Genomic DNA, 26709 nt, shown 5'->3' with positions numbered 1-26709 from the left:
GACCACTCAGGGTATAGCATCAGGCCCATCCCCTTATTGGGGCAAGGCATAACCCGCAGCCTTGATCTGCGCCTGACCCGGCCCCTTGAGCCAGGCCACCAGCGCCTCGACCGCGGCGCCTTTCTTCAATACCAGCCCCTGCTGCTCGATGGGGGGATAGAAGCTCGCAGGCACTGCCCAGGCTTCACCAGTCTTGCCCGCCTCAACCAGATTGGCCCAGGCGACAAAGCCCAGCTCGGCATTGCCGGTGTCGACAAATTGCCAGGTCTGGCCGATGTTGGCGCCGGTCAGCAACCGGTACTGCTTGGGATCGATCTTGAGATGGGTGAGGGTCGCCATGGCGGCAGCACCATAGGGGGCGGTACGGGCATTGGCGATGGCGAGGTTGCCTTTCCAGCTGCGCAGGGTCGCCTCGTCAGGGGCCGGCCCCCCCTTCTTCCACAGCCCCAGCTGGCCGATGGCGTAGGTGAAGCGATCGCTCCCCTTGCCCTCTTTTTCCAGCTTCTCGGGGGTCGCCACATCGGCGGAGAGGAAGAGATCGAACGGCGCGCCGTGACTGATCTGGGTGTAGAGCACCCCGGTGGCGGCAGACGAGATGGCTAGGGTGTGGCCGGTCTTGGCGGTAAACTCCTTGCCAATACGCTCGATGGTTCCCTTGAAGTTGGCCGCCACGGCCACTTTCACTTCATCGGCCTGCACGACACCGGTATGCAAGGTGGCGGCGCAGATGCCGGCGATGACAACAGATAACAGCGGTTTCATTCCCTTTCTCCTGATGGGGCCCGCACATCCGCGCCCCTTGGCGAGGCCGTGGTTCCCGTTGAACCTGCGCCCCTCGTGATGAACAGGTCAGGCTTGCCAGCGGGCAGCGGCGGCGTTGTCGCTCTCCTTGGCCTCGACCCAGCGTTGCACACCCTCGGCGGTCAGCTCTTTTTTCCAGAACGGCGCCCGGGTTTTCAAGAAATCCATGATGAAGTGACAGGCGTCAAAGGCGGCGTCGCGGTGGGCACTGCTCACCGCCACCAGCACGATTTGATCGCCAAGCCACAACTCGCCGATACGATGAATGAGGGTACACTCCTGCAGCGGCCAGCGGCGACGGGCCTCCTGCACGATATCGGCCAGCGCCTTCTCGGTCATACCGGGGTAGTGCTCGAGGGCTAGCCCCTTCACCTCCTCCCCCTGATTGAAGTCGCGCACCTTGCCAACGAAGGTGACGATGGCGCCACTGTCTGGGCGGGTGGCAAGGTGGGCATATTCGTCCGCCAGCGAGAAATCCTCCCGCTGCACCAGAATGCGATCTGTGATGGTTGCCTCGCTCATCATCAGCCTCCGGTCGTTACTGGAGGGAAAGGGAAAAAGGCCACTTTATCGCCATCGCACAGCTCAGTGGTGCGATCCACGGTCATTATCTCGCTCATCCTTAACCTCCGGTCACCGGTGGGAAGAAGGCCACCTCATCGCCATCGTTGATGGGGGTATCGAGGGGCACCAGGGTCTGATTGACCGCCACCAGCAGTTTGCCCGACTCGAGGGCAAGTGCCCACTTGTCGCCGCGTTCACAGAGCGCCGCGCGCAGTTGTTCGGCAGTGGCGTAGTCGCACGGCAGGCTCAGCTCATCGCAGGCCACCAGCTCTCTTACTTGCGCAAAAAACAGTACCTTGATCATGCTTGCTCCCCGCTATTTGACCCCAGCTGGAAATGGCCGGACTTGCCGCCCTTTTTCTCTACCAGCCGCACCTGCTCGATCACCATGTCTTTTTGCACTGCCTTGCACATGTCGTAGATGGTCAGCGCCGCTACCGACGCGGCGGTCAGCGCCTCCATCTCCACCCCGGTCTTGCCGGAGAGCTTGCAGAGGGTGCGGATATGCACCCGATTCTGCTCGGCCAGCGGCACTATCTCCACCTCGACTTTGGTCAAGGCCAGCGGATGGCAGAGTGGGATCAGATCGGAGGTCTTCTTGGCGGCCATGATACCGGCGATGCGGGCGGTGGCGAACACGTCACCCTTGTGGTGCTGGCCGCTCAGGATCAGCGCCAGCGTCTCGGGGGCCATGGCAACAAACGCCTCGGCACGGGCTTCGCGCTCGGTCACCTGCTTGTCGGTCACATCCACCATATGGGCTTCACCGCTCTGGTTCAGATGCGTCAGGTTGGGCTGGGTCTGCTTGGGATCGGTCTGGTTCATCGTTTGCTCTCAGAGGTGGGAGACAAAGTTGCACGGCTTGGTGCGGGCATCGAGCTGATCGCGGATCAGTTGCTCCCAACCCAGCTGACAGGCGCCGGTGGAGCCGGGCAGGCAGCAGATCAGGGTGCGATTGGCGAGTCCCGCCAGCGCACGGCTCTGCATGGCGGAGCCTTTAATCTCGGCAAAAGAGAGTTGACGGAACATCTCGCCAAAACCCTGTACGGTGCGCTCGAACAGCACACCGACCGCTTCCGGCACCCGGTTCTGTTCGTTGAAGCCGGTACCGCCGTTAATCAGTACCACCTGCACCCCCTCATCGGCGATCCACTCGCTCACCCGCGCGCGGATGCGAAACAGGTTGTCCGGGCAGAGTGCCCGATCGGCCAGCTGATGGCCCGCGTCGGTAAGAGCCGAGACCAGATAGTCGCCCGAGCTGTCATCGGCGGCAGTGCGGCTGTCGGAAACCGTCAGCACGGCGATCTTGAGGGGAATAAATGCGTTGTGTTTCTGTCCCATCGGGCAGCTCCTTGTGGCTATGGGCCGTCAACGAGGCAGGAAGAGAAGGGGTATGAGAGGCCAGCTGTCAGGGCGCAAAAACTGACGCAGACAGGGGTGACCAACTTGCTCAAGCGTGTGACGGCGGGCTGATTCTATCAAAGGTTTCACGAGATATGGGATTTAAAAGACACACAAATCTGATGCTTGTCCCATATATGAACAAAACGCAGGCCGGGCAAACCCGGCCTGTCGTCGCAGGATCAGAACCCTTTCACCCCGGTCATATCGGGCAGCTGGTGAGCAATCCCCTTGTGACAGTCGATACAGGTACTTTCACCACTGGCCAGATTGGTAGAGTGCATCTTGGCGGCACGCTGCCCCTGCAGGGAGAAGTCCATGTACTCGAAGTTGTGGCAGTTGCGGCACTCGCGCGAATCGGTCTCTTTCATCCGCTGCCACTCCCGCTCCGCCATCTCGCGTCGGTGCGACTCGAACTTCTCGCGGGTATCCACCTTGCCGGTGATCATGCCCCACAGCTCCTTGGAAGCCTGCACTTTGCGGATGATCTTGTAGGTCCACTCATGGGGTACGTGACAATCCGGGCAGCTGGCCCGCACACCGGAGCGGTTGGCGTAGTGGATGGTGTCGCGGTACTCCTCGAACACGTTGTCCTTCATCTCGTGACAGCTGGTGCAGAAGGCCTCGGTGTTGGATGCTTCCATGGCGGTGTTGAAGCCACCCCAGAAAATCACGCCACCGAAGAAGCCCATCAGCAGGATGACCCAGAGAGCCGCCTTCGACGGTGACTTGAAGGTGGTCCACAGACGCTGGATAAAGCCGGGTAATTTCATCTATGGATTCCTCAGTTCAGCGCTTCAACCGGTTTAAAGGTATTTTCCACCAGCGGCTTGGCATCCGCTTGCGGCACATGGCACTGCAGGCAGAAGTAACGACGCGGCGACACTTCACCCAGGGTCAGGCCGTCGCGGGTCTCGAAGTGAGTCGGACTGATCTTGGGGGCCTTCATGGCACTGGCATTCTTGAAGCTGTGGCAAGCCAGGCACTTGTTGACCTTGGTGTCCACCTCATAGTTGCGAATGTCGTGGGGGATCAGCGGCGGCTGATGCATGTACTGGCGATCGTAGGGCGCGCCATCCTTGCGGAAGTTTTTCAGGGGCGCGGCGGTGGCATCGGTCACCAGATCGGTGGCGCCACGCTCGGACTTGAGGCCACCGGTACTGTTGGTGATCTCGGGGGCCGCTGCCATCAAGGATCCCGCCATCAGGCAGGCCAGCATTGCTCCAATCAGCTTTTTCATTATTTGTTCTCCGACGTTTTTTCTGCCTTGACGGCAAAACCTACAGTGATTTCAAAAACTTGTTCCGCGCAGACATCGATGCAGCGGCCACAGTTGGTACACTCCTGAGCCGCAATCAAGGGCCCGTGACCGCGCTTGGCACCATGAACAGGCCCGCGCAGGATGTGACGCTCCGGGCAGACCGCATAACAATCCATGCAGTTGTTGCACCGCTCGCGCCCCTTGGCAGAAATCTTGATAAACCCGACCCGGTTGACCAGGGCATAGAAGGCCCCCACCGGACAGAGATGACCACACCAGCCCCGCTCAACCACGAAAAGATCGAACAGGAACAGCGCCGCAAGCAGGGCCCAGCCCGCCCCCATGCCAAACAGCAGGCCGCGCATGGCGAGCGACACCGGATTGACCAGCTCCCACGCCATCACCCCGACCACCGCAGGCACCACCAGCACCATGGCCAGCAGCCAGTAGCGGGTCGCACGGCTGAACTGGCCATTGCCCTTGAGGCCAAGTCGCCCCCGGAGCCAGGCCGCAGCATCCGTGATGAGGTTGACCGGACAGACCCAGGAGCAGAACACCCGCCCCCCGACCAGCCAGTAACCGGCCAGCACAATGGCAGCCCCCAGCCAGAGGGTGGTGATGGGCCAGTGACCCGCCGCCAGCGACTGCAGCAGCGTGAGGGGATCGGTCAGCGGCACAGTCTCCAGCAACAGCGAGCTGGAGAGGTTGCCCTTGAGGATCCAGACACCCGCCAGCGGCCCCAGCAGAAACAGCCCGAGCACACTCAACTGACTCAGCCGACGCAGCAGCAGGAAGCGGTGAGCACGCCACCACCCCAGCTTGATTCGAGCCTCTTCCCCCGGATAACGACTCATAACCCCTCCGGTTTGCGGGTGGGCAGGGTGAGCCTGTCGCCGATGAGCGACTTGTTCCCCGCCTTGGCCTTCTCTTCCCAGCCGAGCCGGTAGTGATGACCCAGCTCACCTTTAGCGAGCTGGCGTGGCACCACCTTGATGGCGGCCTCCTCCAGCACGCAGGCATGCTCGCACTTGCCACAGCCGGTGCAGACATCGCTGTGTACCGTGGGCAGGAACATGGCGTGCTTGCCGGTACGCTGGTTATGCTGCAGCTCAAGAGTGATCGCCTTGTCAATCAGCGGACAGACCCGATAGCAGACATCGCAGCGCAGCCCCAGATAGTTGAGGCAGGTCTCGTGATCGATGAGCACTGCCACCCCCATCCGGGCTTGATCGATGTCGGTCATCTGCTGATCCAGCGCCCCGCTCGGACAGGCCACCACACAAGGGATGTCATCACACATCTCGCAGGGCACGGCACGCGCCTTGAAATAAGGGGTACCAGTGGTCACAGGGTCAAACAGCCGGGCGAGCTTGAGGGTGTCGTAGGGGCACGCCTCGACGCAGAGCCCGCAACGCACGCAGGCGCTGAGGAAGTCTGCTTCATCGAGGGCGGCGGGCGGACGCAGCGCCTGGGCAGGCACAGCTTGTGCCTGCTGGCGTGCCACGCCACCGAGCCCCACGCCAAGCAGGCCCACACCGCAGGCCCCCTTGGCCATGTCGGCCAGAAACTGGCGACGACTACGACTCATCTCGCACTCCCCCGCCTTAAGCCTTCATCACCTTGACGGCGCACTTCTTGTAATCGGTCTCTTTCGAGAGCGGATCGGTGGCGTCCAGGGTCAGCTTGTTGACCAACTGGCTCGCATCAAAGAAGGGCATGAAGACCAGTCCTTTCGGCGGACGGTTGCGACCACGGGTCTCGACACGGGTCTTCACCTCGCCACGGCGGGAGGAGACGATCACCTCTTCACCACGACGCACACCGCGAGCCTTGGCATCGTCCGGGTGCATGAAGAGCACCGCATCCGGGAAGGCGCGATAGAGTTCGGGCACCCGACGGGTCATGGTGCCGGTGTGCCAATGCTCCAGCACGCGACCGGTGGAGAGCCACAGATCATACTCCTTATCCGGCGACTCGGCGGCGGGCTCGAACGGCAGGGCGAAGATGACCGCCTTGCCATCGGGCTTGCCATAGAAGCGCACTCCCTCGCCCGCTTTCACATAGGGGTCGAACCCTTCGCGATAGCGCCACAGGGTCTCTTTGCCATCTACCACAGGCCAGCGCAGACCACGGGCTTCGTGGTACTGATCGAACGGTGCCAGATCGTGACCGTGGCCACGACCGAAGGTGGCGTACTCTTCGAACAACCCTTTCTGGACGTAGAAACCGAAGTGCTCGGCCTCGTCGTTCAGCATCCCCTTGCTCTGCTCTTTCGGGAACTGGTTGACCTGACCGTTGGCATAGAGCACATCAAACAGGGTTTTGCCCTTCACTTCCGGCATCTTGGCAATCAGCTCAGCCGGCCACACTTCCTCGACTTTGAAGCGCTTGGAGAACTCCATCAGCTGCCACAAGTCGGACTTGGCCCCTTCCGGCGCTTTCACCTGCTGGTGCCAGAACTGGGTCCGGCGCTCGGCGTTGCCGTAAGCCCCCTCTTTCTCCACCCACATGGCGGTCGGCAGAATGAGGTCAGCAGCCTGGGCAGTGACGGTCGGGTACGGGTCAGAGACCACGATGAAGTTGCGCGGGTCGCGATAGCCAGGCAGGCGATCGGTATTCATGTTGGGGCCGGCCTGCATGTTGTTGTTACACATCACCCAGTAAGCGTTGAGCTTGCCATCTTTGAGCATGCGATCCTGCAGCACGGCGTGGAAACCCACCTTGTCGGGAATGGTCCCCTCCGGCAGTTTCCAGATCTTCTCGGCAATGGCGCGGTGCTTGGGCTCGGTCACCACCATGTCGGCAGGCAGACGGTGGGCAAAGGTACCCACTTCACGCGCAGTGCCACAGGCAGAGGGCTGGCCGGTCAGTGAGAAAGGACCATTACCCGGCTCGGAGATCTTGCCGGTCAGCAGGTGGATGTTGTAGCAGAGGTTGTTGGCCCAGACGCCACGGGTATGCTGGTTGAAACCCATGGTCCAGTAGGAGACCACCTTCTTGCCCGGGTCGGCATAGAGCTTGGCCAGCTTTTCCAGCTTCTCTTTGGAGACGCCGGAGAGCTTGGAGACCGACTCCACATCGTAATCCGCCACGAACTTGGCAAACTCCTCGAAGGTCATCGGCGTGGCATCGCCGCTGTCCGGGTTCTTCGCTTTCTGCTGCAGCGGATCGGTCGGGCGCAGGCCGTAACCGATATCGGTGACCCCCTTCTTGAACACGGTGTGCTTGTTGACGAAGTCCCAGTTCACCTTGTCGTTCTGGATGATGTAGTTGGCGACATAGTTGAGGATCGCCAGGTCGGTCTGCGGGGTAAACACCATGCCGTTGTCCGCCAGCTCGAAGCTGCGGTGCTCGAAGGTCGAGAGCACATGCACCTGCACATCCGGGTTGGAGAGACGGCGATCGGACATCCGCGACCAGAGGATGGGGTGCATCTCGGCCATGTTGGAGCCCCACAGCACGAACGCATCGGCCTGCTCGATATCGTCGTAGCAACCCATCGGCTCGTCCATACCGAAGGTACGCATGAAGCCAACGACCGCAGAGGCCATGCAGTGACGGGCATTGGGATCGATGTTGTTGGATCGGAAACCGGCCTTCATCAGCTTGGCGGCGGCGTAACCTTCCCAGACGGTCCACTGGCCGGAGCCGAACATGCCGACGGCGGTCGGCCCCTTCTCTTTCAGGGTCGCCTTGAACTTCTCGGCCATGATGTCGAACGCCTGATCCCAGCTGATGGGGGCGAAGTCGCCATCCTTGTCGAACTGGCCGTTCTTCATCCGCAGCATCGGCTGGGTCAGGCGATCCTGGCCGTACATGATCTTGGAGAGGAAGTAACCCTTGATGCAGTTGAGGCCACGGTTGACCGGTGCATCGGGGTCGCCCTGAGTCGCCACGACCCGACCATCCTGAGAGCCCACCAGCACGGAGCAGCCGGTACCGCAGAAGCGGCAGGGAGCCTTATCCCAATGGATGGCAGTCTTGTCGGTACTGGTGATGAGATTGGCTGCCAGCGTGGGGGCACTGACACCGGCCACGGCAGCGGCAGCTGCCACCGCGTTGGCCTTCATAAAGTCGCGTCGACTCAGCTTCATGGCATATCCTCACATTGCTTATCGCGTAATAGTTGTCGAATCTGTCGAACGGGAGCCAGCCATCAGCGGCAGAGGGCACGCCCGGCATCCCATCACTCTTTTCAGTGACCGCCCAGTTCATCGAACTGGTGGTAAATCAGGGCGGCTGAGAGCACACCCGGCATCGCCTGTATCGCATCAATGGCCGCCATGATCGGCCGCTGGCTCGGACCTTCCAGGGTCACGACCAGCTTGCCCTCGTCACTGACGGCGTGGATCTCGGCCCCTTCAAGGGCGCCAATCTGCTCGGCGAGCTGATGGCGCAAGGGGGGTTGGGTCAGCACCACCAGACTCGATACATGGAACTCCTGATCCATTGTGGCTTCTGTGTCACACGGCTTCTGACTCATTCTGACTCCTGCTTGAGGGTGGGCTGGCTCGCACCACCGGATGGGGCGGCTCGCCCGTCGACCTTGATGCTGCCAACCGGACAATCCTGCACACAGGCGCCGCAGCCATTACAGCGATCCGGCTCGACCGTCGGGGTGGGCACACGCCCCAGCACCGGAATAAAACGAATGGCATTGGGCTCGCAGCTGTCCTGACAGCGCTGGCAGAACACCTGACCATTGGCCAGACAGTTGGCCTCGATATGGGCCTTATAGTGCCAGGGGGACTCGCTGGTCGGGCGAAACACAGGCGCCTTGCAGACCGTGGCGCACTCGGTGCAGAAGGTGCATTCGCCACGCTGGAAATCGACCACCGGAAAACCACCCTCGCCATTCACCAGGATCTGCTCCGGACAGGCAGCCAGACAGTCCCCGCAGCGGGTGCAGTCGGCGACAAATGTCGACCAATTGACTGACCAGGGCAACTGCACCGGCGGTTCGGCAGTTCTCAGCCGCCCCCGGAACAGGCCGCGGCGGGCAAGATCGATCTCATCCGGCATGTTGACTCCTGTTCTGGTGAAAAAGGGGACAGTGCGAGTCCATGATTGGCATTCTTGATACCAATTATAAGAGTGGGTGTATATTGCGGCCCTGACAAGGTAAGGGATATACCACCAGGGAGATAAACAGGGGGGATTCTTGCGCCAGATCAAAGCCTTGCAGCGCAATAAAAAAGGAGGTATCGGTTAAAATACCTCCATGTGAGGATTGCTATTTAATCGTTGGCGATTTTTTGCGGTTATCCGCCGATCGAGGCGAGATGAGGGGTGATGCCGGCATTGCCCTCATGGAGACGATGGGTGGCACTCTTGCCCGCCAGTGCCGCGCGAATGCGCTGTTGCAGCTCATCGGATTGTGCATCTGCGCCGAGCAGATCCCGCAAGTCGATGCCGTTGTCACCAAACAGGCACAGATGCAGCTTCCCCAGCGATGAGACCCGCAGCCGGTTGCAACCGGCACAGAAATCCTTGCTGTAGGGCATGATAAGCCCCACCCCACCTTGCGAATCGGGGTGCATAAAGACCTGCGCCGGACCGTCATCCGATCCCCGCAACTGCTGCACCCAGCCGCTCTCCAGCAAGCGCTGTTTGATCTGCTCGCCGCTGACATGGTGGTCACGAAACAGGGTATCCATCTCGCCGGTCTGCATCAGCTCGATAAAGCGCAGCTCGATAGGCTTGTGCCTGATCCAGCCCAGAAAGGCATCGAGCTGGTAGTCGTTGAGCCCCTTGAGCAGCACCGCATTGATCTTCACCGATTTGAAACCGGCGGCCAGTGCTGCTTCGATCCCCTCCATCACCTCGGCCAGCTTGTTCTCACCGGTGATCTGGTGAAACTGGCGCGGGTCGAGACTGTCGACACTGACATTCAGCGCGTTGAGTCCGGCATCAAACCACTCCTGAGCCCGCTCCTTGAGGCGATAGCCGTTGGTGGTCATGGCGACCTTCTCGATACCCGGGGTGGTGGCAATCACCTTGACGATCTCGGTGAAATCGCGGCGCAGGGAGGGCTCGCCCCCCGTGATGCGCACCTTGCGGGTGCCCATGGCGGCAAAACCGCTGACCACGCGGCGGATCTCGTCAATCGAGAGAAAGGGTTGACGCCCCGCTTTGTGACCTTCCGGGGGGCGATAGCCGTCAGGCAGGCAATAGGTGCAACGGAAATTGCACACATCGGTCACTGACAGACGCAAATAGTAAAAACGACGGGAAAAACCATCTTCAAGTGGCAACATAAACACCTTTCCAAATACGGGAGGCCAGGGCATTTCTTTCCTGACCCTTACAGCTCGAACGTCGGCTGACGGCTGGTTTTCCCCTATCGCTAGGACTTAGGCAAAACCGCTCGGAGTTCATCTAGTTTTTCGATGCTAACACAAGTTGGAGTACACTCCCACGCATCTTGCGGGGTCCTTATCACTATTCAGAGGTGCGCATCAGTATGGGAAAACGGTTCAGGGTCCATTCGGTCAGCAGTGCCATTGGCCGCGCCATGGTGTTGATCCTCTTCATGGCCAGCCTGATCGCGCTGGTCGCCATGGTCACCCTCTTCTACTCGGTACCCGATGCCAAGGCGATCAACCTCTCCGGTTCGCTGCGGATGCAGGCCTACCGGATGGCCTACGAAATCGAGCGGGGCGACAGCGTGCTGGGGCGCCTCTCCCAGTTTGAAGAGACCCTGCACGCCGAAGAGTTGCAGGAGACCCAGCGCTGGATCACTCCTGCCTCCCTGCGTCGCACCTATGGCGAGGTGCTCGGCCAGTGGCAGGTGATGCGCCAGCACATCGAGGATCGCACCCCCAGACGGTACACCGATAACACCGAGCAGTTTGTGGCGGCCATCGACAATTTCGTCAATCAGATGCAGTACCACGTGGAATTTAAGGTGAGGATGCTGGCACTGGCAGAGGGGCTCGGCCTGCTGGCCATCATCACTATCGCCTGGTTCACGGTGCGCTTCACCCGCCAGCAGGTGGTCGCCCCCCTCAACCAGCTGGTCTACTGCGCTCGCCAGATCCAGCGGCAGGATTTCGATCTTAAGCTGCCCGCCCACGGCGAAAACGAGCTGGGGGAACTGTCGCGCGCCTTCGTCACCATGGCCGACGAGCTGGGCAAGCTCTATCGGGAGCTGGAAAACAAGGTGGAAGAGAAAACCGCCAAGCTGCAACAGGCCAACGACACCCTCTCGTTTCTCTACTCGACCGCCCAGAAGCTGCACGCCGCCCCGCTCAGTACCCGTACCCTCATCAAACTGCTGGACCGCGCTGCCGCCCACCAGCATATCGACCATATCCGGCTGACCCGCTTCGAGCACAACGCCATGCCGGTCTACATCTCGGGGCGCACCGGCTGGCCCGGCGATCTCGATGCGGTCGCCAGCTTCTATCTGCAGATGGATGAACAGGAGTTCGGCCGCCTCGACATCATCAGCCAGCACCCCATCGATGAGCGGTTGATCAAGAACTTCACCATGCTGCTGGCTCAGGTGCTGCACAAAGACCAGACCCTGCTGCAACAGCAGCGACTGCTGCTGATGGAGGAGCGGGCGGTGATCGCCCGGGAGCTGCACGACTCGCTGGCGCAGGCCCTCTCCTACCTCAAGATCCAGTCAACCCTGCTCAAACGCTCTTACGCCAAGGGGCAGCATGACAAGGCACAGGAGGCGATGCAGCAGATCGACGAGGGACTTAGCAATGCCTATACCCAGTTGCGCGAACTGCTCGGTACCTTCCGTCTCACCATTGGCGATGCCAATCTGGGGGAAGCGATCCGCGTCATGCTTGATCAACTGCAGCCTCAGACCCAGGCCGAAATCCGGTTCCATTACGGACTGGCCGACAACGACCTGGAGGCGGGCCAGCATATCCACATTTTGCAGCTGATCCGTGAGGCAGTGCTCAATGCCATCAAACATGCCAACGCGCAAGTGATTGATGTTAGCTGTGAGACCCTCGCCAGTGGTAACATTGAGGTTCAGATTTCAGATGACGGTGTCGGGATCGGACTCGCCAGCTCGGCGATCAACCATTACGGTTTGAGCATCATGAACGAGCGCGCCAGCAAACTGCACGGTCTGCTGACCATCAACGAGCAGCAACCACAAGGCACCTGCGTGCATCTGACCTTTCCCACCAGTCTAGCGAGAGACGCCTGATGGACGAGATGAAATACACAGTTCTGGTCGTAGATGACCATCCCCTCATGCGCAAAGGGATTGTGCAGTTGCTGGCTCTGGAAGAGAACATGGAGGTGACCGGTGAAGCCTCCAACGGCACAGATGCCGTGGCGCTGGCCAAAGAGTCCGAGCCGGACCTGATCCTACTCGACCTCAATATGAAGGGGCTCTCCGGCCTCGATACCCTCAAGGCGCTGCGGGCCGAAGAGATCACCTCCCGGGTGGTGATCCTCACCGTCTCCGATGCCCGTCAGGATGTGGTTGCTTTGCTTAAGGCCGGTGCTGACGGCTACCTGCTCAAGGATACCGAGCCTGATCTGCTGCTGGCCCAGCTGGCCGACGTGATGACAGGCAAGCAGATCCTGAGCGAACCGCTGCGCCCCTATCTCGAAAACATCTACGAGCTGGATCACCTGCAGCAGAAGCTGGAAAGCTTAACGCGTCGCGAAATGCAAATCCTGCGCGAAATTGCAAAAGGCCTCTCCAACAAACAGGTCGCCTCGGTACTCCATATCTCCGAGGGAACGGTCAAGGTTCACGTGAAGAGCCTGCTGAAGAAACTCGAGGCGCAAAGCCGCGTGGAAGCGGCTGTCATGTATCTGGAGCAGCGCAACTAAGCGCCCTCAACCGCCCGAAAAGCCACCCTCCGGTGGCTTTTTTCATTCTCTGGCACAGTCGCTGCATTGTCATATTCAGCAACTACTCAACGGAGGATGGAACATGAAACTACAACCTTTGGCACTGTTCCCCTTGCCTTCCCACATACTGCCGGGCGGCAAGCTTCCTCTGCGTCTGTTCGAGCCACGCCACCTGCAGATGCTCAAGGAGTCATTCATCAACGATCAGGGCTTTGGCATCGTGATGGAAGAGTCGACCACCTCGGGACAATCCGGCCGCATTCTGCCGGTGGGCACCCGGGTCAAGGTGACTGACTTCTACACCCTTAATGATGGCCTGCTGGGGGTGACGGTGCTGGGACTGGAGCGCTTCTGCATCCACGAGATGGAAACAGACGAGATGGGCCTACGCCGGGCCAAGGTGGAGATGCTGCCCAACTGGCCGAGCACCCACTCAGATTTCAACGACAAGCTGCTGGTCAATCGCCTGCGGGAAGTGTTCGAGCAGTATCCGGAGCTTGATGAGCTCTATCCGGACAAGCGCTTTGAAGATGCCGCCTGGCTCTGCCAACGCTGGCTCGAGATATTGCCGATGCCGATTTATGAAAAGCAGATGCTGATTGCCAAACAAAACAGCGAAGCGGCCCGTAAATTTCTGCATCGCCTGATTTCACAATGACAAAAACAGCGTTGCAAAATGCAATTATTCCAACAATGAAAATGTGAAATTCGCATTTTGCGAGTAAGTAGGAACGCAAAACGCCATAACAAGAGAGAGCGGCTGCGCTAAACGGCCAAAAATGAACACAAAAGAGTCCCAAAAAAGTTGGCACAGATTTTTCATATAGATTGATACAACCCGATTTATCCCGTGCTCTCTTCAGTATTTGCTGAAGAACTGGTCAACCCACAAAGTTGACCATTTTTTTTATCCGCGCGTCGGCAACCGCTGACCAAAGTGACGCTGCAAACACTCTCTCAGCCGTGACAAGGTGATAGGCTTGGCGAGAAAGTCATCCATCCCCTGCGCCAGACAGCACGCCTTGTCCTCCGCCATCGCATTGGCCGTCAGGGCGACGATAGGCATGGTGCATCCCAACTCACGCAAGCGTCGGGTCGCTTCCAATCCGTCCATCAGGGGCATCCGCATATCCATCAGGATCAGATCCGGGAGCCGCTCATCCACCTGCGCCAGCGCCTCCAGACCATTGGCTGCCAGCCGTACCTTGCCCACCAGTTTTTGCAGCATCAGCGACACCACCAACTGGTTCACCGGGCTGTCCTCCACCACCAGCACATCCAGTGGCAGCAGTGCCGAAGCCCCCTCCTCCCGCTGCGGCTGACTATGGCAGGGTAGCGCCATGCCGGGCAGTTCGAACCAGAAACAGCTTCCCTTACCCGGCTCGCTCTTCAGGTGGATCTCACCTCCCATCAGGGTAACCAGACGCTTGCTGATGGCAAGGCCCAGGCCGGTACCGGAAAAACGCCGGGTGGCCGAGTTGTCGACCTGGGAGAAGGGTTCAAACAGCTGCGCCTGATCCGCATCTGCGATCCCGATCCCGGTGTCGGAGACCGAGATCAGCAGCTTCTCATCCTGCCAACCCAGGTGCAGTGTCACCTGCCCCTGCTCGGTAAACTTGAGGGCGTTGTCCAGCAGATTGCCCATCACCTGTGACAAACGCATCGGATCCCCCTGCAACTCCCGGGGTACCGACTCATCGACCCGATAAACCAGCGCAATCCCCTTGGCGGTCGCGCGAGCTTGCAGCGGCTCGACCAGAGATTGGCAAAGCTGGACGGGTTGCAGGGTCTCGCAGTGAAACACCAGGGTTTGCGACTCAATTTTCGAAAAATCGAGCACGTCGTCGATGATGGTTTGCAGCAATCTGGCCGAGTGGGTGGCATGGCGCAGCAGGCTCTGTTGCTCCGGCGCCAGCTCGGCATGCTGCACCAGATCGAGCATCCCCAACACCGCATTCATGGGCGAGCGGATCTCGTGGGTCATCATGGCCAGAAACTGGGACTTGGCACGGTTGGCCGCTTCGGCCTCATCCCGTGCCCGCGCCAGCTCCTCTTCCCTACGGATCTGGTTGCTGATATCCCGGGCAGTGCCGCGATAACCGATAAACAGGCCATCATGGTCAAAACAGGGCTCGGCGCTCACCTCCATCCAGCAGGGGCCGTGTTGCAGCGCAACCTGCATCCGCACCCCTCGCACCGGCTGGCGCAGCTCCAAAAGCTGCAGATATTTCTGGGCATCGCAGCTCTGCTTGTTGCAGACGTAGTCATAGAGGGTCGGCCGGGTCGCCTGCGGGGTCATCTCATCCAGATAACCCGGCTCTGAGGCATAACTGAGGCGATGCTCGGCATCTGTCTCCCAGAACCAGTCTGAAGCCATGGCGGCGAAGCTGCGAAAACGGCGTTCGCTGGCCTGTAACGCCTCGGTTTTTACCGCGACCTGCTCCTGCAAGCGGGCCCGATAGGTGATGTTGACCAGCGCCTGGGCGATGAGCGGACGGCAACGCTCCATGGCGGCCTTGCTGGTGAGATCGAACGTGCCCGCCCGGGCGTGGCGGCAGATGAGGGTAGCGGTAAAACCGGGGGCCTGCAGCCCGGTCAGCATCACGCTCGCCCAGCCCGGCTCGCTTGCCAGCGGCGCCAGCTCAGGCAGCTGGACGGGATCGTAAATCACCAGGGTTTCACCCGAGATGGCGCGGGCAAATGCCGGGGTCATACGCCAGTTGCGGGCAGATAGCATAGGCTCGGTGCTGAGGTGGGTACTTCCCTGCTCCCCTTCCCAGGCCACCACATCCGCATGCTCAAAGCCGATAAAGGGTTTGAGCACCTGGATAAGGCTCTCCAGCACCTGCTCCAGCGTCTTGGCATCGGCGAGGGTGGCAACCCCCCCCAGCAGAGTCTGGGACTCGTGACGATACTTGGCCTCGCGCTCACGGCAACGCATAAGGTCGACCAGCGTGGTCTGCAATTTGTCGCCGAGGGCTTCCAGTTCACTGTTGCCAATCATCTTGTTGCCTGCTCTGTTATGTTCTGCCGACTCAACGGGTCAGGAAAATCACGCTCGATACCATCAGGTTGCCGTGAGCCAGCTCGCCATTGGGCAACCGCCCCTGCTCGCCGAAGGTAAAGGGGGTGATAAAAGGGATCTTGCCGAGGCGAGCCTGGCTCTGCTCGACAAATTGGCACAACATATCACCTAGCGCCAAACGGCAACCAGCACAAAAGATGATGAGAGCGCCGATAGGCTGCAATTCCACATCGACCCCATACCCTGGCTCAACGCGCATGGCATTGAGGCTGCGCTGCAACAACCCTTCCTGACTGCTGTACATCAACAGCAGACGCTCCCCTTGCACCACATCGGTAAAGAGCCGCAGCCCGCCCTGTTCGGTCACAGCTTCAGGATGGGAAAGTTTGTAGTAAGGAATACCATCCAGCGCTCCCACCTGACGGGCCAGCGGGGTGAGCGTGGTCTCGCGCAAAATCGCCCCCACCGGCCAGGGCTGCACGCGCCCGCACCAGCGGGCATAGACCTCGGCGGCAGGCTGGTGATCGATGGTGAGTACCTCCCGCCCGTTGCAGGCTGTGATCTCACCGCTGAATTCGGCAGGCACATAACCGGAGTGAAACTGAAAAGCCAGCTGGCAATCGGGATAGAGCACCGCCAGACCGATGCCATCCTGACTCACCGCCTCATCCCAGCAGAGTTGCCAGTCACCGCTGACGCTGCTATCAGCCGCGGATCCACCGACCACCGGCACCGAGGCACCGAGTTCTGCCTCGATACCGGCCAGCAGCCCCTCTTCCTTGCCGGGACTGGCATGAAACAGGATCAGCTGGGGCAGCTCGCCCGGCCGACCACAGTCGCTCATGGCTCGGCGCAGCAACTGTCGCACATCCACCCCGTCACCGCTGGCTCCGGCCACCCCGAATGCTCCTTTCTCGTCGTACAGGGCAGCAACCGCCAGCCCATATCCATCTCGGGCGTGGTGTCCCATCTCGGTCATGACGCCACCGCAAGAGCTGCAACCCAACAGACGGGTCGTCGGGAACTGGCCTTTGAGCGCGTCGCGCAGTATCGCCCCCTCATGGGCTTGGGTAAAATAGAGTAACAGCAGGGAGGGGGCCTGATCGGCATGGTGGCGCAGCTGCGCGCAGATATCTTGGGCCGCCAGCGATGAATTCTGGGCGAGGGAGTGAACGGTCAGAAATTTCAACACCATCTCCTTGTTTTATCGAATGGCAGCCTCAAGCAAAAATCATACCTTTATCAAACAATTATCTAGCTTCACTTGCTAACATAGCGGTCAACTGAGACCAATGACAGGACGCCCATATGTGGCAAAAAAACATCAATGACTTCGATCGGGTCGTTGCCATCGGTGGTGGCCATGGCATGGGACGAGTGCTTTCGTCCCTCTCGTTTCTCGGTCAACGGCTCACCGGCATCGTCACCACCACAGATGATGGCGGCTCGACCGGACGCCTGCGCAAGAGTCAGGAGTGCATCGCCTGGGGCGATCTGCGCAACTGCCTGAACCAGCTGGTGACCGATCCCAGTATCGGCAGCCTGTTGTTCGAGTACCGCTTCGCCGGCAAAGGCGAGCTGGCGGGCCACAACCTTGGCAACCTGATGCTGCTGGCGCTCGATAATCTCTGTGTCCGTCCTCTTGATGCTATCAAGCTGATTAGTGACATGCTCAAAATCGAGTCACAATTGCTACCCATGTCTGAATTTCCCACCGATCTCTGCGCACATATGGAGTGTGGCACCCAGATCCTGGGAGAGGTATCCATCGATCAACTGACAACACCGCCCCTCTCCCTCGGCCTGATGCCGGAGGTGCAAGCGACTCGGGAAGCGGTGCTGGCACTGCAGCAGGCGGACATGATCATTCTTGGGCCGGGCAGTTTTCTCACCTCCATCATGCCACCACTGCTGCTGGCCGAGATCGCCCAGGCCATCAACGAGAGCAGCGCCATGCTGGTTTTCGTCTGCAATCTGGTGGCGGAAAACGGCCCTGCCAGTCAGCTGGATCTGATGAGTCAGTGTCGCTGGCTGGAATCCCGGGTCGGTCAGGGTCGGCTGGATGCCATCCTGGCCCCACAAGGCGCGGGTGATGCGGGGGACTGGCAAGGGCGAGTGATCGAAGCCGAGCTGGGCGAGCTTGAGCTGCCCCATCGGCACGATCGGTTGAAGCTGAAACTGGCGCTGGACCGGATCATCCAGCAACTGCTCAACCAGCGTTAGGCAACGGTCACGGCGCCCCGGCATCCCTGCATAGCGCCGCCGTTACTGATAATCGGCAAGAAACGCCAGCACCCGGGGCAAGGAGGCCTCCAGCAGTTGCAACTGGCGCTCTGCCTCGGCCACATCCGCCTGCTTGCTGGCCATCTCCAGCGCCATCACCTGCTGATAACTCGGCATGGCGCCATAGCTGCCACAGGATGATTTCATGCTGTGCGCTACCCGAGCCAACGCCTCCCACTCCCCCTGCTCATAGAGGGGTCTGAGCTGACTCAGCTGCTCGCCCACCTCTTCAATAAAGACTGCGATGACCACGGGCAGCATATCCGGACCGATATCCTCTGCCAGCTGCTGCAACACCTTGCGATCCACCCACTCCATGCGAGGCTCCTCCTGAACGGTATTCAAACAGACCATACTATAGATAGTTTTCGATGTCGTGGCTCACGGCCAGGCAGTGATGAAGCACCCGATTGGATGGCTCAGGGAATAAAGTGGCAAAAAATGTGATCAGTATCGAAATAGCGATGCTGAAATGCACGTCAAGACAACAACTTGATTGCCACAAATTAACAATTGATCAACACTCAATGCCGTCAGAGTGATGATGCTCAGCAACACCTCTCATCCCTTTTGCCTTTTATGGCTGCTGCGAAGAACCAGGGTAGGTATCTACCCTGGTATTTTTTTATCTTGCTCAAGCACGACCTGGTTGGTCGCCACCCGCTCCCCCATGCGAAACAGATTGAATTCGCCGGGCGCCATTTTGACCCAATTCTCGTTGCCGGTCAGCGGACGGGTGGTGATCAGGGTCACCACATCGTTGGGGGTGGTCTCCCTTTGAAAGTCGATCACCACCTCCTCATCCAGCAGGCTCGCCTCGCCAAACGGCGCACAGCGAGTCAGCCAGTGCAGGTTGTTGCTGCAGTAGCTCATCACATACTCCCCGTCAGAGAGCAGCATGTTGAACACCCCGAACGCTCTGAGCTCGTCACACAGGGTAGCGAGATAGCGAAACATGGCGGGAAAGTTGGCTGGACGCTTGGGATATTTTTGCTCCAGCCGATCGAGCAGCCAGCAGAAGGCGTGCTCGCTGTCGGTATCCCCCACCGGCCGGTGGCGGCCGGTTGGCAGCTTCTTGTAGCCGGTCAGCTGACCGTTGTGGGCGAAGGTCCAGTAACGACCCCACAGCTCACGGGTAAAGGGGTGGGTATTTTCCAGTGACACGCAGCCACGGTTGGCCTGCCGAATGTGGCTGACCACGGCGCAGCTCTTGATGGGCAGCGCCTGTACCAGTCTGGCGATGGGAGATTGGGCGCTGGGCTCGGGATCCTTGAAGGTGCGAAAGCCCTTCCCCTCGTAGAAGGTGATCCCCCAGCCATCCTTGTGGGGCCCGGTCTTGCCGCCGCGCAGCATCAACCCGGTAAAGCTGAAGCAGATATCGGTCGGCACATTGGCACTCATGCCGAGCAGTTCGCACATATCCGGCAGACTCCTTTCATGATTTGGCTTGTGTCATGTTCGACCAGCACGCTGGTTCGACAGACAGCAGGGGAAGGCGCAATCCCTTCCCCTGTGACTGGCAACAACCGATCGATGGCGAACCATGCTACCGGCGCAGCCCTAGTCTGGTGACGATGGCCTGATTACTTGGCCATCTCTTTTTCGACCAGCTGGATCAGGATGTGGATCACCTTGATGTGCACTTCCTGAATACGGTCGGCATAGCCAAAGTGCGGCACGCGGATCTCGACATCCGCCAGACCTGCCATCTTGCCGCCATCCTTGCCGGTCAGGGCGATCACTTTCATGCCTTTGGCGCGGGCAGCCTCGATGGCTTTCAGGATATTACCGGAGTTACCGCTGGTGGAGATACCAAGCAGCACATCGCCACGGCGGCCGACCGCTTCTACGTAGCGGGAGAAGACATAGTCATAGCCAAAGTCGTTGGAGACGCAGGAGAGGTGGCTCGGATCGGAGATGGCGATACCGGCATAACCCGGGCGGTTCTCGCGGTAACGACCGGTCAGCTCTTCGGCGAAGTGCATGGCGTCACAGTGGGAGCCACCGTTGCCACAAGAGAGCACCTTGCCCTCTTCTTTGAAAGAGTCAGCCAGCAGTTTGGCGGCCGCTTCGATGTTTTTCAGGTTCTGCTCATCAGCCAGGAAGGCCTGCAGCACGCTGGCAGCTTCGGTCAGTTCATTGCGGATCAATTCTTGGTACATGATGTCTCTTCCACTGTTTTTAGTGTGCGTGTAGATCGCGGCTATTCTCGCACAAGCGAATCGCACAGTCGCCCCCCTGCGAGCCACAGCGCTGGCGGCGCGTGAGCGTTATGGGGATCACAGAGAGAAGGTAATGAAGATGTAAACAGCTTGATAACTTTGTGCGTATGAATTACAACAGGGGCCATATCCAACAGGTCAGACCTCTGGATCAGTTACGCCACGTTGGCAACCTAACCACGCAAGGAGCAAGCAATGACGACGACCCTCACTCTGCTCGGGGTGATCCTGGTTATCGGAGCCCTGGCCTATCGCCGGGCATCCCTGTTCATCTCCACCCTGGTCACCGGCGCCGCCCTGGTGCTTGGCGCCCTCTATGGTCATGTGCCCTTGCTGGTATGGGCGCTGTTCGCGGTGATCGCCATCCCGCTCAATCTGGTGGAATTTCGCCGCAATCAAATAACCAAGCCGCTGTTCAAGATCTACAAATCGATCATGCCGGAGATGTCCCGCACCGAGAAAGAGGCGATTGAAGCGGGCACCACCTGGTGGGAAGCCGACCTGTTCGCGGGCAACCCGGACTGGAAGAAGCTGCACGCCATCCCGGTCAGCACCCTCTCTGCCGAAGAGCAGGCCTTTATGGATGGTCCGGTCGAGGAAGTGTGCCGCATGGTGAGCGACTGGGAAGTGACCCACGAGCGCGCGGATCTCTCCCCCGAGGTGTGGCAATACCTGAAGGACAACAAGTTCTTCGCCATGATCATCAAGAAGAAATATGGCGGTCTGGAGTTCTCGGCCTACGCCCAGTCCTGTGTCCTGCAAAAGCTGTGCGGTGCCAGCGCCGTGCTCGCCTCCACCGTTGGCGTACCCAACTCGCTGGGCCCGGGCGAACTGCTGCAACACTATGGCACTGACGAGCAGAAGGATTACTACCTGCCCCGCCTGGCGGTAGGCAAAGAGATCCCCTGCTTCGCCCTGACCAGCCCGGAAGCGGGTTCTGACGCCGGCTCCATCCCCGACTTCGGTATCGTCTGCAAGGGCGAGTGGGAAGGCAAAGAGGTGCTCGGTATGCGCCTCACCTGGAACAAGCGCTACATCACGCTCGCCCCCATTGCTACCGTCTTGGGTCTCGCCTTCAAACTGCGTGACCCCGAGCACCTGCTGGGTGAAGAGGAAGAGCTCGGCATCACCTGCGCCCTGATCCCCACCCACATCAAGGGGGTCGGCATTGGCCGTCGCCACTTCCCGCTCAACGTGCCGTTCCAGAACGGCCCGACCCAGGGCAAGGATGTGTTCGTCCCGCTCGATTTCATCATCGGTGGCCCGGCTATGGCCGGTCAGGGCTGGCGCATGCTGGTCGAGTGTCTGTCGGTCGGTCGCGGCATCACCTTGCCCTCCAACAGCACTGGCGGCGTCAAGATGCTGGCCCTGGCGAGCGGCGCCTACAGCCGCATCCGTCGCCAGTTCAAGCTGCCCATCGGCAAGATGGAAGGGATTGAAGAGCCGCTGGCCCGCATCGGCGGCAACGCCTACATCATGGGCGCCGCAGCCAACCTGACCGTGACCGGTATCGACCTTGGCGAGAAGCCCTCGGTCATCTCCGCCATCGTCAAATACCACCTCACCGACCGTGCCCAGAAGTGCATCATCGATGCCATGGACATCCACGGCGGCAAGGCCATCTGCATGGGCCCCAACAACTATCTGGCCCGTGGCTATCAGGGTGCCCCCATCGCCGTTACGGTAGAAGGGGCCAACATCCTGACCCGCAGCATGATCATCTATGGTCAGGGCGCTATCCGCTGCCACCCGTATGTATTGCCGGAGATGCTGGCCGCCAGCCACCCGGATAAAGAGCAGGCGCTGAAAGATTTCGACAAGGCGGTATTCAGCCACGTCGGCTTTGCCATCAGCAACCTGGTGCGCAGCTTCTGGCTCGGTATCACCGGCGCCCGCTTTGCCGCGGCCCCTTACAAGGATCAGACCAAGGGCTACTACCAGCAGCTCTCCCGCCTCTCGGCCAACCTGGCGTTCCTGTCAGACATGGCGATGGGCACACTGGGTGGCGAGCTCAAGCGCAAGGAGCGGGTCTCCGCCCGCCTTGGCGACGTATTGAGCCAGCTTTATCTGGCCTCCAGCGCCCTCAAGCGCTATCAGGACGAGGGACGCCAGCAGGCCGACCTGCCGCTGCTGCACTGGGCACTGCAAGATGCCATGTTCAAGGCACAAGAGGCAATCGACGAGCTGCTGCGCAACTTCCCGAACCGCTGGATTGGGCTTGCCCTACGCGCCGTGGTGCTGCCGCTGGGTCGTGACCTGAACCGTCCGTGCGACACGCTGGATCAACAGGTTGCCCGTCTGCTGCAAACCCCGAGCGAAACTCGCAGTCGCCTGGCCAAGGGGCAGTATCTGACCCGCGAAGAGGGTAACCCCTTCGGTCTGCTGGAGCAGGCGCTCGATGACGTGCTGGCCGCAGAGCCGCTGTTCGAGAAAGTCTGCAAGAGCGATGGCATCAAGCGCCCCTTCATGGCACTGGACAAGGTGGCCGACATTGGCCTGGCCGCTGGCGTACTGACCCAGAGCGAAGCCGAGCTGCTGCGCCGCGCCGAAGTAAGTCGCCTGCGCACCATCAACGTCGATGATTTTGACCCCATCGATCTGGTGGCCAACAAGAAGCTGTTTGAAGCCTCCGCTTACCATCACGCGGCCTGATAACCTGCTATCGACAACGCCTCCCTTGTGGAGGCGTTTTTTATGGGCGCTCGCCACTATTCACGGCCCTCACAGCCACCACTCGCACGCACAGCTCCCCCGACCAGCTGCTGGCCCCGTGTGGTCAGCCGGGAAAAAAGGCACAATAGCCGACAAATCGAATCACCAAGGAAGCCAAGATGACCCTTGAGCACCTGATCCTGTGGCGCCGCGACCTGCACCGCCTGCCAGAAGCCGCCTGGAAAGAGTTTCGCACCACCAGCCTGATTGCCCACCATCTGAGCGAGCTAGGTTATCGCATCGTGCTCGGCGACAAGCTGCTGGCCAGCAATCTGATGATGGGCCGTGATGTGGATGTGGCGGTCGAGAAGGCTCGCGCCCGCCGTCAGGGAGCCCATCCCGACTGGCTGGAGCGGATTGGCGATGTCACTGGACTGATGGGAGAGCTGGATACCGGCCGCCCCGGCCCGACCCTGGCCTTTCGCTTCGACATCGATGCGGTGGAGGTGGAAGAGTCCGACGCCGAACAGCACCAGCCACAGCAGGAGGGTTTTGCCTCCCACAACAAGGGGTGGATGCACGCCTGCGCCCACGATGGCCACACCGCCATCGGCATGGGGCTGGCCAGCCAGCTGATGGCGATGAAGGAGCAGCTGTGCGGCCGCATCAAGCTCTTCTTCCAGCCCGCCGAAGAGGGGTGCCGCGGTGGCAAGGCGCTGGCTGCCGGTGGCGCACTCGATGACGTGGATGCCCTGCTCTCGCTACATATCGGTATTCACGCTGGCAGCGGCGAGCTGGTGATCAATCCCACCGAATTTCTCTGCTCCACCAAGTTCGACGTCCACTTTATGGGCACCGCCGCTCACGCGGGGCTCGAACCCAATGCCGGCAGCAATGCGCTGGCAGCCGCCTGCATGGCCACCACCGCCATGCTCGGCATTCCCCGCCACCGCGACGGCATGACCCGCATCAACGTCGGCCAGCTTCACGCTGGCAGCGGCCGCAACGTCATCCCCGATCATGCAGAGCTACGCGGTGAAACCCGCGGCGCCGATAGCACGCTCAACGACTACATGTTCAGTCAGGTACAGCGCATCGTCGAAGGTACCGCCCTCGCCCACGGCGTCACCTACCGCATCATCAAACAGGGCGAGGCCATTGCCCTCGACAACAGCCCGGCGCTGCAGGCCGAGCTGGCGGCGCTGGCCCGCAAGCAAGGGCTTGCCACCATCCAGACTCGCCGCTTTGGCGCCAGCGAAGATGCCGGTTTTCTGATGGAGCGGGTGCAAAAGCAGGGGGGCGAAGCGGCTTACCTCATTCTGGGGGCCGATCTGGCGGCACCACACCATCACAACGAATTCGATTTCGATGAGCGGGTGATGCAAAGCGGGGTCGAGCTGCTGGCCGCCTGGGCACGCGCACGGCTGGGTGTGGCAGAAGCAGCCCTCTCTTGATATCGCCTCGGCCAGCTCACCGGCTAACGGGATCAAAAAAGGCGCCTCGGCGCCTTTTTTCTGCAAGAAAAACCTGAGCGCTACTCGCGGAGCTTGCGATGCACATCGGGGCGGCCCCCGGTCACGCTATCGGCTCGCCCCTCCTCTTTGGCCTTCTCGGCCCGCTTTTTGCGCATCTCGCGGGGATCGGCGATGAGCGGGCGGTAGATCTCGATACGATCCCCGTCGTGCAGCGGCTCGCTCCCTTTCACCGGGCGGCTGTAGATACCGAACTTGTTGACCGTCAGATCGATCTCGGGGTGTTTTTGTACGATGCCGGACTGCTCGATGGCCGCCTGCACGCAGGTCTCGGGCGCCACCCGCAGGGCAATCACCGTCTGCTGCTGCGGCAAGGCATAGACAACCTCGATATTGAGCGGGTCAGACACCGTATACCTCCTTCGCCCGGTTGGAGAAGGCGGAGACCATGGAGCTCACCAGATCACGGAATACCTGACCAAAGGCCACCTCGATAAGCTTGGAGGTAAACTCGAAATCGAGATCAAACTCCACCTTGCAGGCGTCGACATCGAGCGGGGTAAAGGTCCACCAGCCCGCAAGCTTGCGGAAAGGGCCATCCACCAGCTCCATCCTGATCTGGCGGTTCACATCCAGCTGATTGCGGGTAGTAAAGGTCTTGGCAATCCCCGCCTTGGCCACATCGACCGACGCCATCATGTAGTCATCGCCAGCCTCGTGGACACGGCTGCCGACACAGCCGGGCAAAAACTGCGGATAGGCATCCACATCGTTAACCAACTTGAACATCTGTTCTGCACTGAACATCACCAGGGCACTGCGCGTAATTCGGGGCATGGCTTTTCCTCATCCAATCGGCGCGATTTTATCACCATGTTTGGGGTTGTGGAGGTAAAACCTCAGCCAAACCGCTCAGAAAGCCACCACTTGACCTGCTGCGCGTTTTACAGCCGTCCCTGCCTACGTATAATACGAGCCTCCTAGTCATTGCCGGAAATCGCCCGTCATGAGCAAAAAAAACAGTAAAAACAAAGCCGGGTCCAGCACCATTGCACTCAACAGAACCGCGCGCCACGAATACTTCATCGAAGAGAAGATCGAAGCGGGTCTGTCCCTGCAAGGGTGGGAAGTCAAATCCCTGCGGGCGGGCAAGGCCAACATCAGCGAAGCCTATGTCATCTTCCGCGATGGCGAGGCCTATCTGTTCGGCTCCAGCTTCCTGCCACTGCAAGCGGCCTCCAGCCATGTGGTATGTGACCCGACCCGCACCCGCAAACTGCTGCTGAGCCGTCGTGAACTCGACAAGCTCGAAAGCCTGATTGCCCGTCAGGGCTACACCATAGTTCCCCTCGCCCTCTACTGGAAACAGTGCTGGGTCAAAGTCGAGATCGGCCTGGTGAAGGGCAAGAAAGAGCACGACAAGCGCGAAGATACCAAGGCCCGCGAGTGGGATCGGGAGAAAGCCCGCATCATGAAGAACAAGCATCGCGGCTAACCCGCTACTGGCAGGATCTGGACGCCAGTTCACCTTCCCCCGGCGCAGCTGGCTCTTCAAGCTCAGCTGCGTACAATAAATCGGCAAACAGACTGGCTGCCAGAGGGAATGGGTATCAACGCCTTGCTATGACAGCATTTTTGCGTACAATCGCAATTAACAACTTGGGGCTGATTCTGGATTCGACAAGATTCACGAAACCCAAGGTGCATGCCGAGGTGCGGTAGGCCTCGTTAATAAACCGCAAAAAAATAGTCGCAAACGACGAAAACTACGCACTAGCAGCTTAATAACCTGCATAGAGCCCTTCTACCCTAGCTTGCCTGTGTCCTAGGGAATCGGAAGGTCATCCTTCACAGGATCGTGTGGAAGTCCTGCTCGGGGCGGAAGCATTAAAACCAATCGAGCTAGTCAATTCGTGGCGTGTCTCTCCGCAGCGGGTTGGCGAATGTAAAGAGTGACTAAGCATGTAGTGCCAAGGATGTAGTAATTTTGGACGGGGGTTCAAATCCCCCCAGCTCCACCAAACGTTTGGAAAGGGCCATCTCGCAAGAGGTGGCCCTTTTTATTTGTCCATGTCCATGTTGTTTACCGATATCAAACTGGTTGGATTTTTTTCCAATATCCCCCTTGAACTGGCCTTTGGCAAAAAAAAATCAGGCGCATCACCGCGCAGGCTTTATCATCAGGTTGCCATC

General features: G+C 59.9%; 27 protein-coding genes, 1 other RNA gene and 1 riboswitch. Of the genes, 8 read left to right on the top strand and 20 right to left on the bottom strand.

Going from position 1 to position 26709, the window contains the following annotated elements; all coding sequences use genetic code 11:
- Positions 1-33 precede the first annotated feature (33 nt).
- The 13 genes from modA to moaA all read right to left on the bottom strand — a co-directional run bounded on the left by modA (position 34) and on the right by moaA (position 10284).
- On the bottom strand, positions 34-762 hold the full coding sequence (modA, locus tag AB5Z02_RS06690) for a molybdate ABC transporter substrate-binding protein (protein WP_368215636.1): 729 nt from the start codon (positions 760-762) through the stop codon (positions 34-36).
- 87 nt (positions 763-849) lie between these two features.
- Entirely contained in the window at positions 850-1323 is a 474-nt protein-coding gene (gene moaE / locus AB5Z02_RS06685) for a molybdopterin synthase catalytic subunit MoaE (RefSeq protein ID WP_368215821.1), read from the bottom strand.
- A 100-nt stretch (positions 1324-1423) separates the two neighbouring features.
- Positions 1424-1669, bottom strand: a complete 246-nt coding sequence (moaD, locus tag AB5Z02_RS06680; RefSeq protein WP_120415736.1) for a molybdopterin synthase sulfur carrier subunit — start codon at positions 1667-1669, stop codon at positions 1424-1426.
- Positions 1666-2190, bottom strand: coding sequence for a cyclic pyranopterin monophosphate synthase MoaC (moaC, locus tag AB5Z02_RS06675; RefSeq protein WP_110302479.1), 525 nt, complete (start codon positions 2188-2190; stop codon positions 1666-1668). The genes moaD and moaC overlap by 4 nt, the downstream gene beginning before the upstream one ends.
- Before the next feature lie 9 nt (positions 2191-2199).
- Positions 2200-2706, bottom strand: coding sequence for a molybdenum cofactor biosynthesis protein B (moaB, locus tag AB5Z02_RS06670; RefSeq protein ID WP_005344126.1), 507 nt, complete (start codon positions 2704-2706; stop codon positions 2200-2202).
- A 242-nt stretch (positions 2707-2948) separates the two neighbouring features.
- Positions 2949-3539, bottom strand: coding sequence for a cytochrome c3 family protein (locus AB5Z02_RS06665; protein ID WP_005353459.1), 591 nt, complete (start codon positions 3537-3539; stop codon positions 2949-2951).
- A gap of 11 nt (positions 3540-3550) precedes the next feature.
- Positions 3551-4006 carry a nitrate reductase cytochrome c-type subunit gene (locus AB5Z02_RS06660; protein ID WP_005334452.1) on the bottom strand — a complete coding sequence of 152 codons (456 nt, stop codon included), beginning with the start codon at positions 4004-4006 and terminating at the stop codon, positions 3551-3553.
- A complete protein-coding gene (gene napH / locus AB5Z02_RS06655; RefSeq protein ID WP_307896428.1) occupies positions 4006-4881 on the bottom strand; it encodes a quinol dehydrogenase ferredoxin subunit NapH in 876 nt (291 codons plus the stop codon). Before napH ends, AB5Z02_RS06660 begins: the two co-directional genes overlap by 1 nt.
- Positions 4878-5615: a ferredoxin-type protein NapG gene (napG, locus tag AB5Z02_RS06650; protein ID WP_064336552.1), complete on the bottom strand. Its 738-nt coding sequence runs from the start codon at positions 5613-5615 to the stop codon at positions 4878-4880. Before napG ends, napH begins: the two co-directional genes overlap by 4 nt.
- 16 nt (positions 5616-5631) lie before the next feature.
- Positions 5632-8121: a nitrate reductase catalytic subunit NapA gene (gene napA / locus AB5Z02_RS06645; RefSeq protein ID WP_213386470.1), complete on the bottom strand. Its 2490-nt coding sequence runs from the start codon at positions 8119-8121 to the stop codon at positions 5632-5634.
- Positions 8122-8222: 101 nt separating this feature from the next.
- Positions 8223-8477: a chaperone NapD gene (locus AB5Z02_RS06640; protein WP_031227438.1), complete on the bottom strand. Its 255-nt coding sequence runs from the start codon at positions 8475-8477 to the stop codon at positions 8223-8225.
- Positions 8478-8506: 29 nt separating this feature from the next.
- Positions 8507-9049 carry a ferredoxin-type protein NapF gene (gene napF, locus AB5Z02_RS06635; RefSeq protein WP_106842667.1) on the bottom strand — a complete coding sequence of 181 codons (543 nt, stop codon included), beginning with the start codon at positions 9047-9049 and terminating at the stop codon, positions 8507-8509.
- Between the two features lie 239 nt (positions 9050-9288).
- On the bottom strand, positions 9289-10284 hold the full coding sequence (gene moaA, locus AB5Z02_RS06630; protein WP_043821348.1) for a GTP 3',8-cyclase MoaA: 996 nt from the start codon (positions 10282-10284) through the stop codon (positions 9289-9291).
- A riboswitch (molybdenum cofactor riboswitch) is annotated at positions 10272-10412 on the bottom strand. Its footprint overlaps the gene before it by 13 nt.
- A 78-nt stretch (positions 10413-10490) precedes the next feature.
- Here moaA and narQ point away from each other — a divergent pair.
- From narQ to AB5Z02_RS06615, 3 genes are all read left to right on the top strand, one after another.
- A complete protein-coding gene (narQ, locus tag AB5Z02_RS06625) occupies positions 10491-12203 on the top strand; it encodes a nitrate/nitrite two-component system sensor histidine kinase NarQ (RefSeq protein WP_005334468.1) in 1713 nt (570 codons plus the stop codon).
- Complete coding sequence (narL, locus tag AB5Z02_RS06620; RefSeq protein WP_005334471.1) at positions 12203-12841, top strand: two-component system response regulator NarL; 639 nt, start codon at positions 12203-12205, stop codon at positions 12839-12841. Before narQ ends, narL begins: the two co-directional genes overlap by 1 nt.
- Positions 12842-12944: 103 nt before the next feature.
- The gene (locus AB5Z02_RS06615) at positions 12945-13520 is read left to right on the top strand and encodes an LON peptidase substrate-binding domain-containing protein (RefSeq protein WP_005334473.1); all 576 of its coding nucleotides are present in this window, start codon (positions 12945-12947) and stop codon (positions 13518-13520) included.
- 249 nt (positions 13521-13769) lie between these two features.
- Here the strand turns inward: AB5Z02_RS06615 and AB5Z02_RS06610 are convergent, their stop codons facing one another.
- Positions 13770-15866 carry an ATP-binding protein gene (locus AB5Z02_RS06610; RefSeq protein ID WP_368215632.1) on the bottom strand — a complete coding sequence of 699 codons (2097 nt, stop codon included), beginning with the start codon at positions 15864-15866 and terminating at the stop codon, positions 13770-13772.
- A gap of 31 nt (positions 15867-15897) precedes the next feature.
- Positions 15898-17082 carry an FIST N-terminal domain-containing protein gene (locus AB5Z02_RS06605; RefSeq protein ID WP_330124769.1) on the bottom strand — a complete coding sequence of 395 codons (1185 nt, stop codon included), beginning with the start codon at positions 17080-17082 and terminating at the stop codon, positions 15898-15900.
- 113 nt (positions 17083-17195) lie between these two features.
- Here AB5Z02_RS06605 and yvcK point away from each other — a divergent pair, with 113 nt between their 5' ends.
- Entirely contained in the window at positions 17196-18110 is a 915-nt protein-coding gene (gene yvcK, locus AB5Z02_RS06600) for a uridine diphosphate-N-acetylglucosamine-binding protein YvcK (protein WP_159163975.1), read from the top strand.
- Positions 18111-18152: 42 nt separating this feature from the next.
- On the opposite strand, the gene AB5Z02_RS06595 is transcribed toward yvcK, so the two are convergent.
- From AB5Z02_RS06595 to lpcA, 3 genes are all read right to left on the bottom strand, one after another.
- Positions 18153-18488: an Hpt domain-containing protein gene (locus tag AB5Z02_RS06595; RefSeq protein WP_194495832.1), complete on the bottom strand. Its 336-nt coding sequence runs from the start codon at positions 18486-18488 to the stop codon at positions 18153-18155.
- A 291-nt stretch (positions 18489-18779) separates the two neighbouring features.
- Positions 18780-19589 carry a class II glutamine amidotransferase gene (locus AB5Z02_RS06590; protein ID WP_194495833.1) on the bottom strand — a complete coding sequence of 270 codons (810 nt, stop codon included), beginning with the start codon at positions 19587-19589 and terminating at the stop codon, positions 18780-18782.
- Between the two features lie 164 nt (positions 19590-19753).
- Positions 19754-20332 carry a D-sedoheptulose 7-phosphate isomerase gene (gene lpcA / locus AB5Z02_RS06585; protein WP_005334485.1) on the bottom strand — a complete coding sequence of 193 codons (579 nt, stop codon included), beginning with the start codon at positions 20330-20332 and terminating at the stop codon, positions 19754-19756.
- Between the two features lie 255 nt (positions 20333-20587).
- Here lpcA and fadE point away from each other — a divergent pair, with 255 nt between their 5' ends.
- Both fadE and AB5Z02_RS06575 read left to right on the top strand, forming a co-directional pair.
- Entirely contained in the window at positions 20588-23044 is a 2457-nt protein-coding gene (gene fadE, locus AB5Z02_RS06580; protein WP_368215629.1) for an acyl-CoA dehydrogenase FadE, read from the top strand.
- Between the two features lie 179 nt (positions 23045-23223).
- Positions 23224-24498: an amidohydrolase gene (locus tag AB5Z02_RS06575; RefSeq protein WP_043821112.1), complete on the top strand. Its 1275-nt coding sequence runs from the start codon at positions 23224-23226 to the stop codon at positions 24496-24498.
- Positions 24499-24578: 80 nt separating this feature from the next.
- On the opposite strand, the gene AB5Z02_RS06570 is transcribed toward AB5Z02_RS06575, so the two are convergent.
- Positions 24579-24926, bottom strand: coding sequence for an RnfH family protein (locus AB5Z02_RS06570; protein WP_149152494.1), 348 nt, complete (start codon positions 24924-24926; stop codon positions 24579-24581).
- Entirely contained in the window at positions 24919-25353 is a 435-nt protein-coding gene (locus AB5Z02_RS06565; RefSeq protein ID WP_005334496.1) for an SRPBCC family protein, read from the bottom strand. Before AB5Z02_RS06565 ends, AB5Z02_RS06570 begins: the two co-directional genes overlap by 8 nt.
- A 169-nt stretch (positions 25354-25522) precedes the next feature.
- On the opposite strand from AB5Z02_RS06565, the gene smpB reads away from it, so the two are divergent.
- Positions 25523-26011, top strand: coding sequence for an SsrA-binding protein SmpB (gene smpB / locus AB5Z02_RS06560; RefSeq protein ID WP_005334498.1), 489 nt, complete (start codon positions 25523-25525; stop codon positions 26009-26011).
- Between the two features lie 166 nt (positions 26012-26177).
- Positions 26178-26537, top strand: a transfer-messenger RNA (tmRNA) gene (gene ssrA, locus AB5Z02_RS06555).
- The last annotated feature ends 172 nt before the right edge of the window (positions 26538-26709 follow it).

The sequence above is a fragment of the Aeromonas sp. R2-3 genome (genome assembly GCF_040908375.1).
Classification (GTDB): domain Bacteria; phylum Pseudomonadota; class Gammaproteobacteria; order Enterobacterales; family Aeromonadaceae; genus Aeromonas; species Aeromonas veronii.
The sequence above is the reverse complement of the archived record's forward strand: the minus strand, read 5'-3'. Positions and strand labels throughout refer to the sequence as shown.

Excerpts from the sequence above, each read along its gene's own strand:
- moaE (WP_368215821.1), bottom strand. The coding sequence starts at position 1,323 with ATGAGCGAGGCAACCATCACAGATCGCATTCTGGTGCAGCGGGAGGAT.
- moaB (WP_005344126.1), bottom strand. The coding sequence starts at position 2,706 with ATGGGACAGAAACACAACGCATTTATTCCCCTCAAGATCGCCGTGCTG.
- AB5Z02_RS06610 (WP_368215632.1), bottom strand. The coding sequence starts at position 15,866 with ATGATTGGCAACAGTGAACTGGAAGCCCTCGGCGACAAATTGCAGACC.
- modA (WP_368215636.1), bottom strand. The coding sequence starts at position 762 with ATGAAACCGCTGTTATCTGTTGTCATCGCCGGCATCTGCGCCGCCACC.
- moaA (WP_043821348.1), bottom strand. The coding sequence starts at position 10,284 with ATGTTGCCACTTGAAGATGGTTTTTCCCGTCGTTTTTACTATTTGCGT.
- smpB (WP_005334498.1), top strand. The coding sequence starts at position 25,523 with ATGAGCAAAAAAAACAGTAAAAACAAAGCCGGGTCCAGCACCATTGCA.
- AB5Z02_RS06640 (WP_031227438.1), bottom strand. The coding sequence starts at position 8,477 with ATGGATCAGGAGTTCCATGTATCGAGTCTGGTGGTGCTGACCCAACCC.
- napH (WP_307896428.1), bottom strand. The coding sequence starts at position 4,881 with ATGAGTCGTTATCCGGGGGAAGAGGCTCGAATCAAGCTGGGGTGGTGG.
- napF (WP_106842667.1), bottom strand. The coding sequence starts at position 9,049 with ATGCCGGATGAGATCGATCTTGCCCGCCGCGGCCTGTTCCGGGGGCGG.
- AB5Z02_RS06595 (WP_194495832.1), bottom strand. The coding sequence starts at position 18,488 with ATGGAGTGGGTGGATCGCAAGGTGTTGCAGCAGCTGGCAGAGGATATC.
- lpcA (WP_005334485.1), bottom strand. The coding sequence starts at position 20,332 with ATGTACCAAGAATTGATCCGCAATGAACTGACCGAAGCTGCCAGCGTG.
- narL (WP_005334471.1), top strand. The coding sequence starts at position 12,203 with ATGGACGAGATGAAATACACAGTTCTGGTCGTAGATGACCATCCCCTC.
- moaD (WP_120415736.1), bottom strand. The coding sequence starts at position 1,669 with ATGATCAAGGTACTGTTTTTTGCGCAAGTAAGAGAGCTGGTGGCCTGC.
- AB5Z02_RS06575 (WP_043821112.1), top strand. The coding sequence starts at position 23,224 with ATGACCCTTGAGCACCTGATCCTGTGGCGCCGCGACCTGCACCGCCTG.
- yvcK (WP_159163975.1), top strand. The coding sequence starts at position 17,196 with ATGTGGCAAAAAAACATCAATGACTTCGATCGGGTCGTTGCCATCGGT.
- moaC (WP_110302479.1), bottom strand. The coding sequence starts at position 2,190 with ATGAACCAGACCGATCCCAAGCAGACCCAGCCCAACCTGACGCATCTG.
- fadE (WP_368215629.1), top strand. The coding sequence starts at position 20,588 with ATGACGACGACCCTCACTCTGCTCGGGGTGATCCTGGTTATCGGAGCC.
- napG (WP_064336552.1), bottom strand. The coding sequence starts at position 5,615 with ATGAGTCGTAGTCGTCGCCAGTTTCTGGCCGACATGGCCAAGGGGGCC.
- AB5Z02_RS06590 (WP_194495833.1), bottom strand. The coding sequence starts at position 19,589 with ATGTGCGAACTGCTCGGCATGAGTGCCAATGTGCCGACCGATATCTGC.
- AB5Z02_RS06665 (WP_005353459.1), bottom strand. The coding sequence starts at position 3,539 with ATGAAATTACCCGGCTTTATCCAGCGTCTGTGGACCACCTTCAAGTCA.
- AB5Z02_RS06605 (WP_330124769.1), bottom strand. The coding sequence starts at position 17,082 with ATGGTGTTGAAATTTCTGACCGTTCACTCCCTCGCCCAGAATTCATCG.
- narQ (WP_005334468.1), top strand. The coding sequence starts at position 10,491 with ATGGGAAAACGGTTCAGGGTCCATTCGGTCAGCAGTGCCATTGGCCGC.
- AB5Z02_RS06565 (WP_005334496.1), bottom strand. The coding sequence starts at position 25,353 with ATGCCCCGAATTACGCGCAGTGCCCTGGTGATGTTCAGTGCAGAACAG.
- AB5Z02_RS06660 (WP_005334452.1), bottom strand. The coding sequence starts at position 4,006 with ATGAAAAAGCTGATTGGAGCAATGCTGGCCTGCCTGATGGCGGGATCC.
- napA (WP_213386470.1), bottom strand. The coding sequence starts at position 8,121 with ATGAAGCTGAGTCGACGCGACTTTATGAAGGCCAACGCGGTGGCAGCT.
- AB5Z02_RS06615 (WP_005334473.1), top strand. The coding sequence starts at position 12,945 with ATGAAACTACAACCTTTGGCACTGTTCCCCTTGCCTTCCCACATACTG.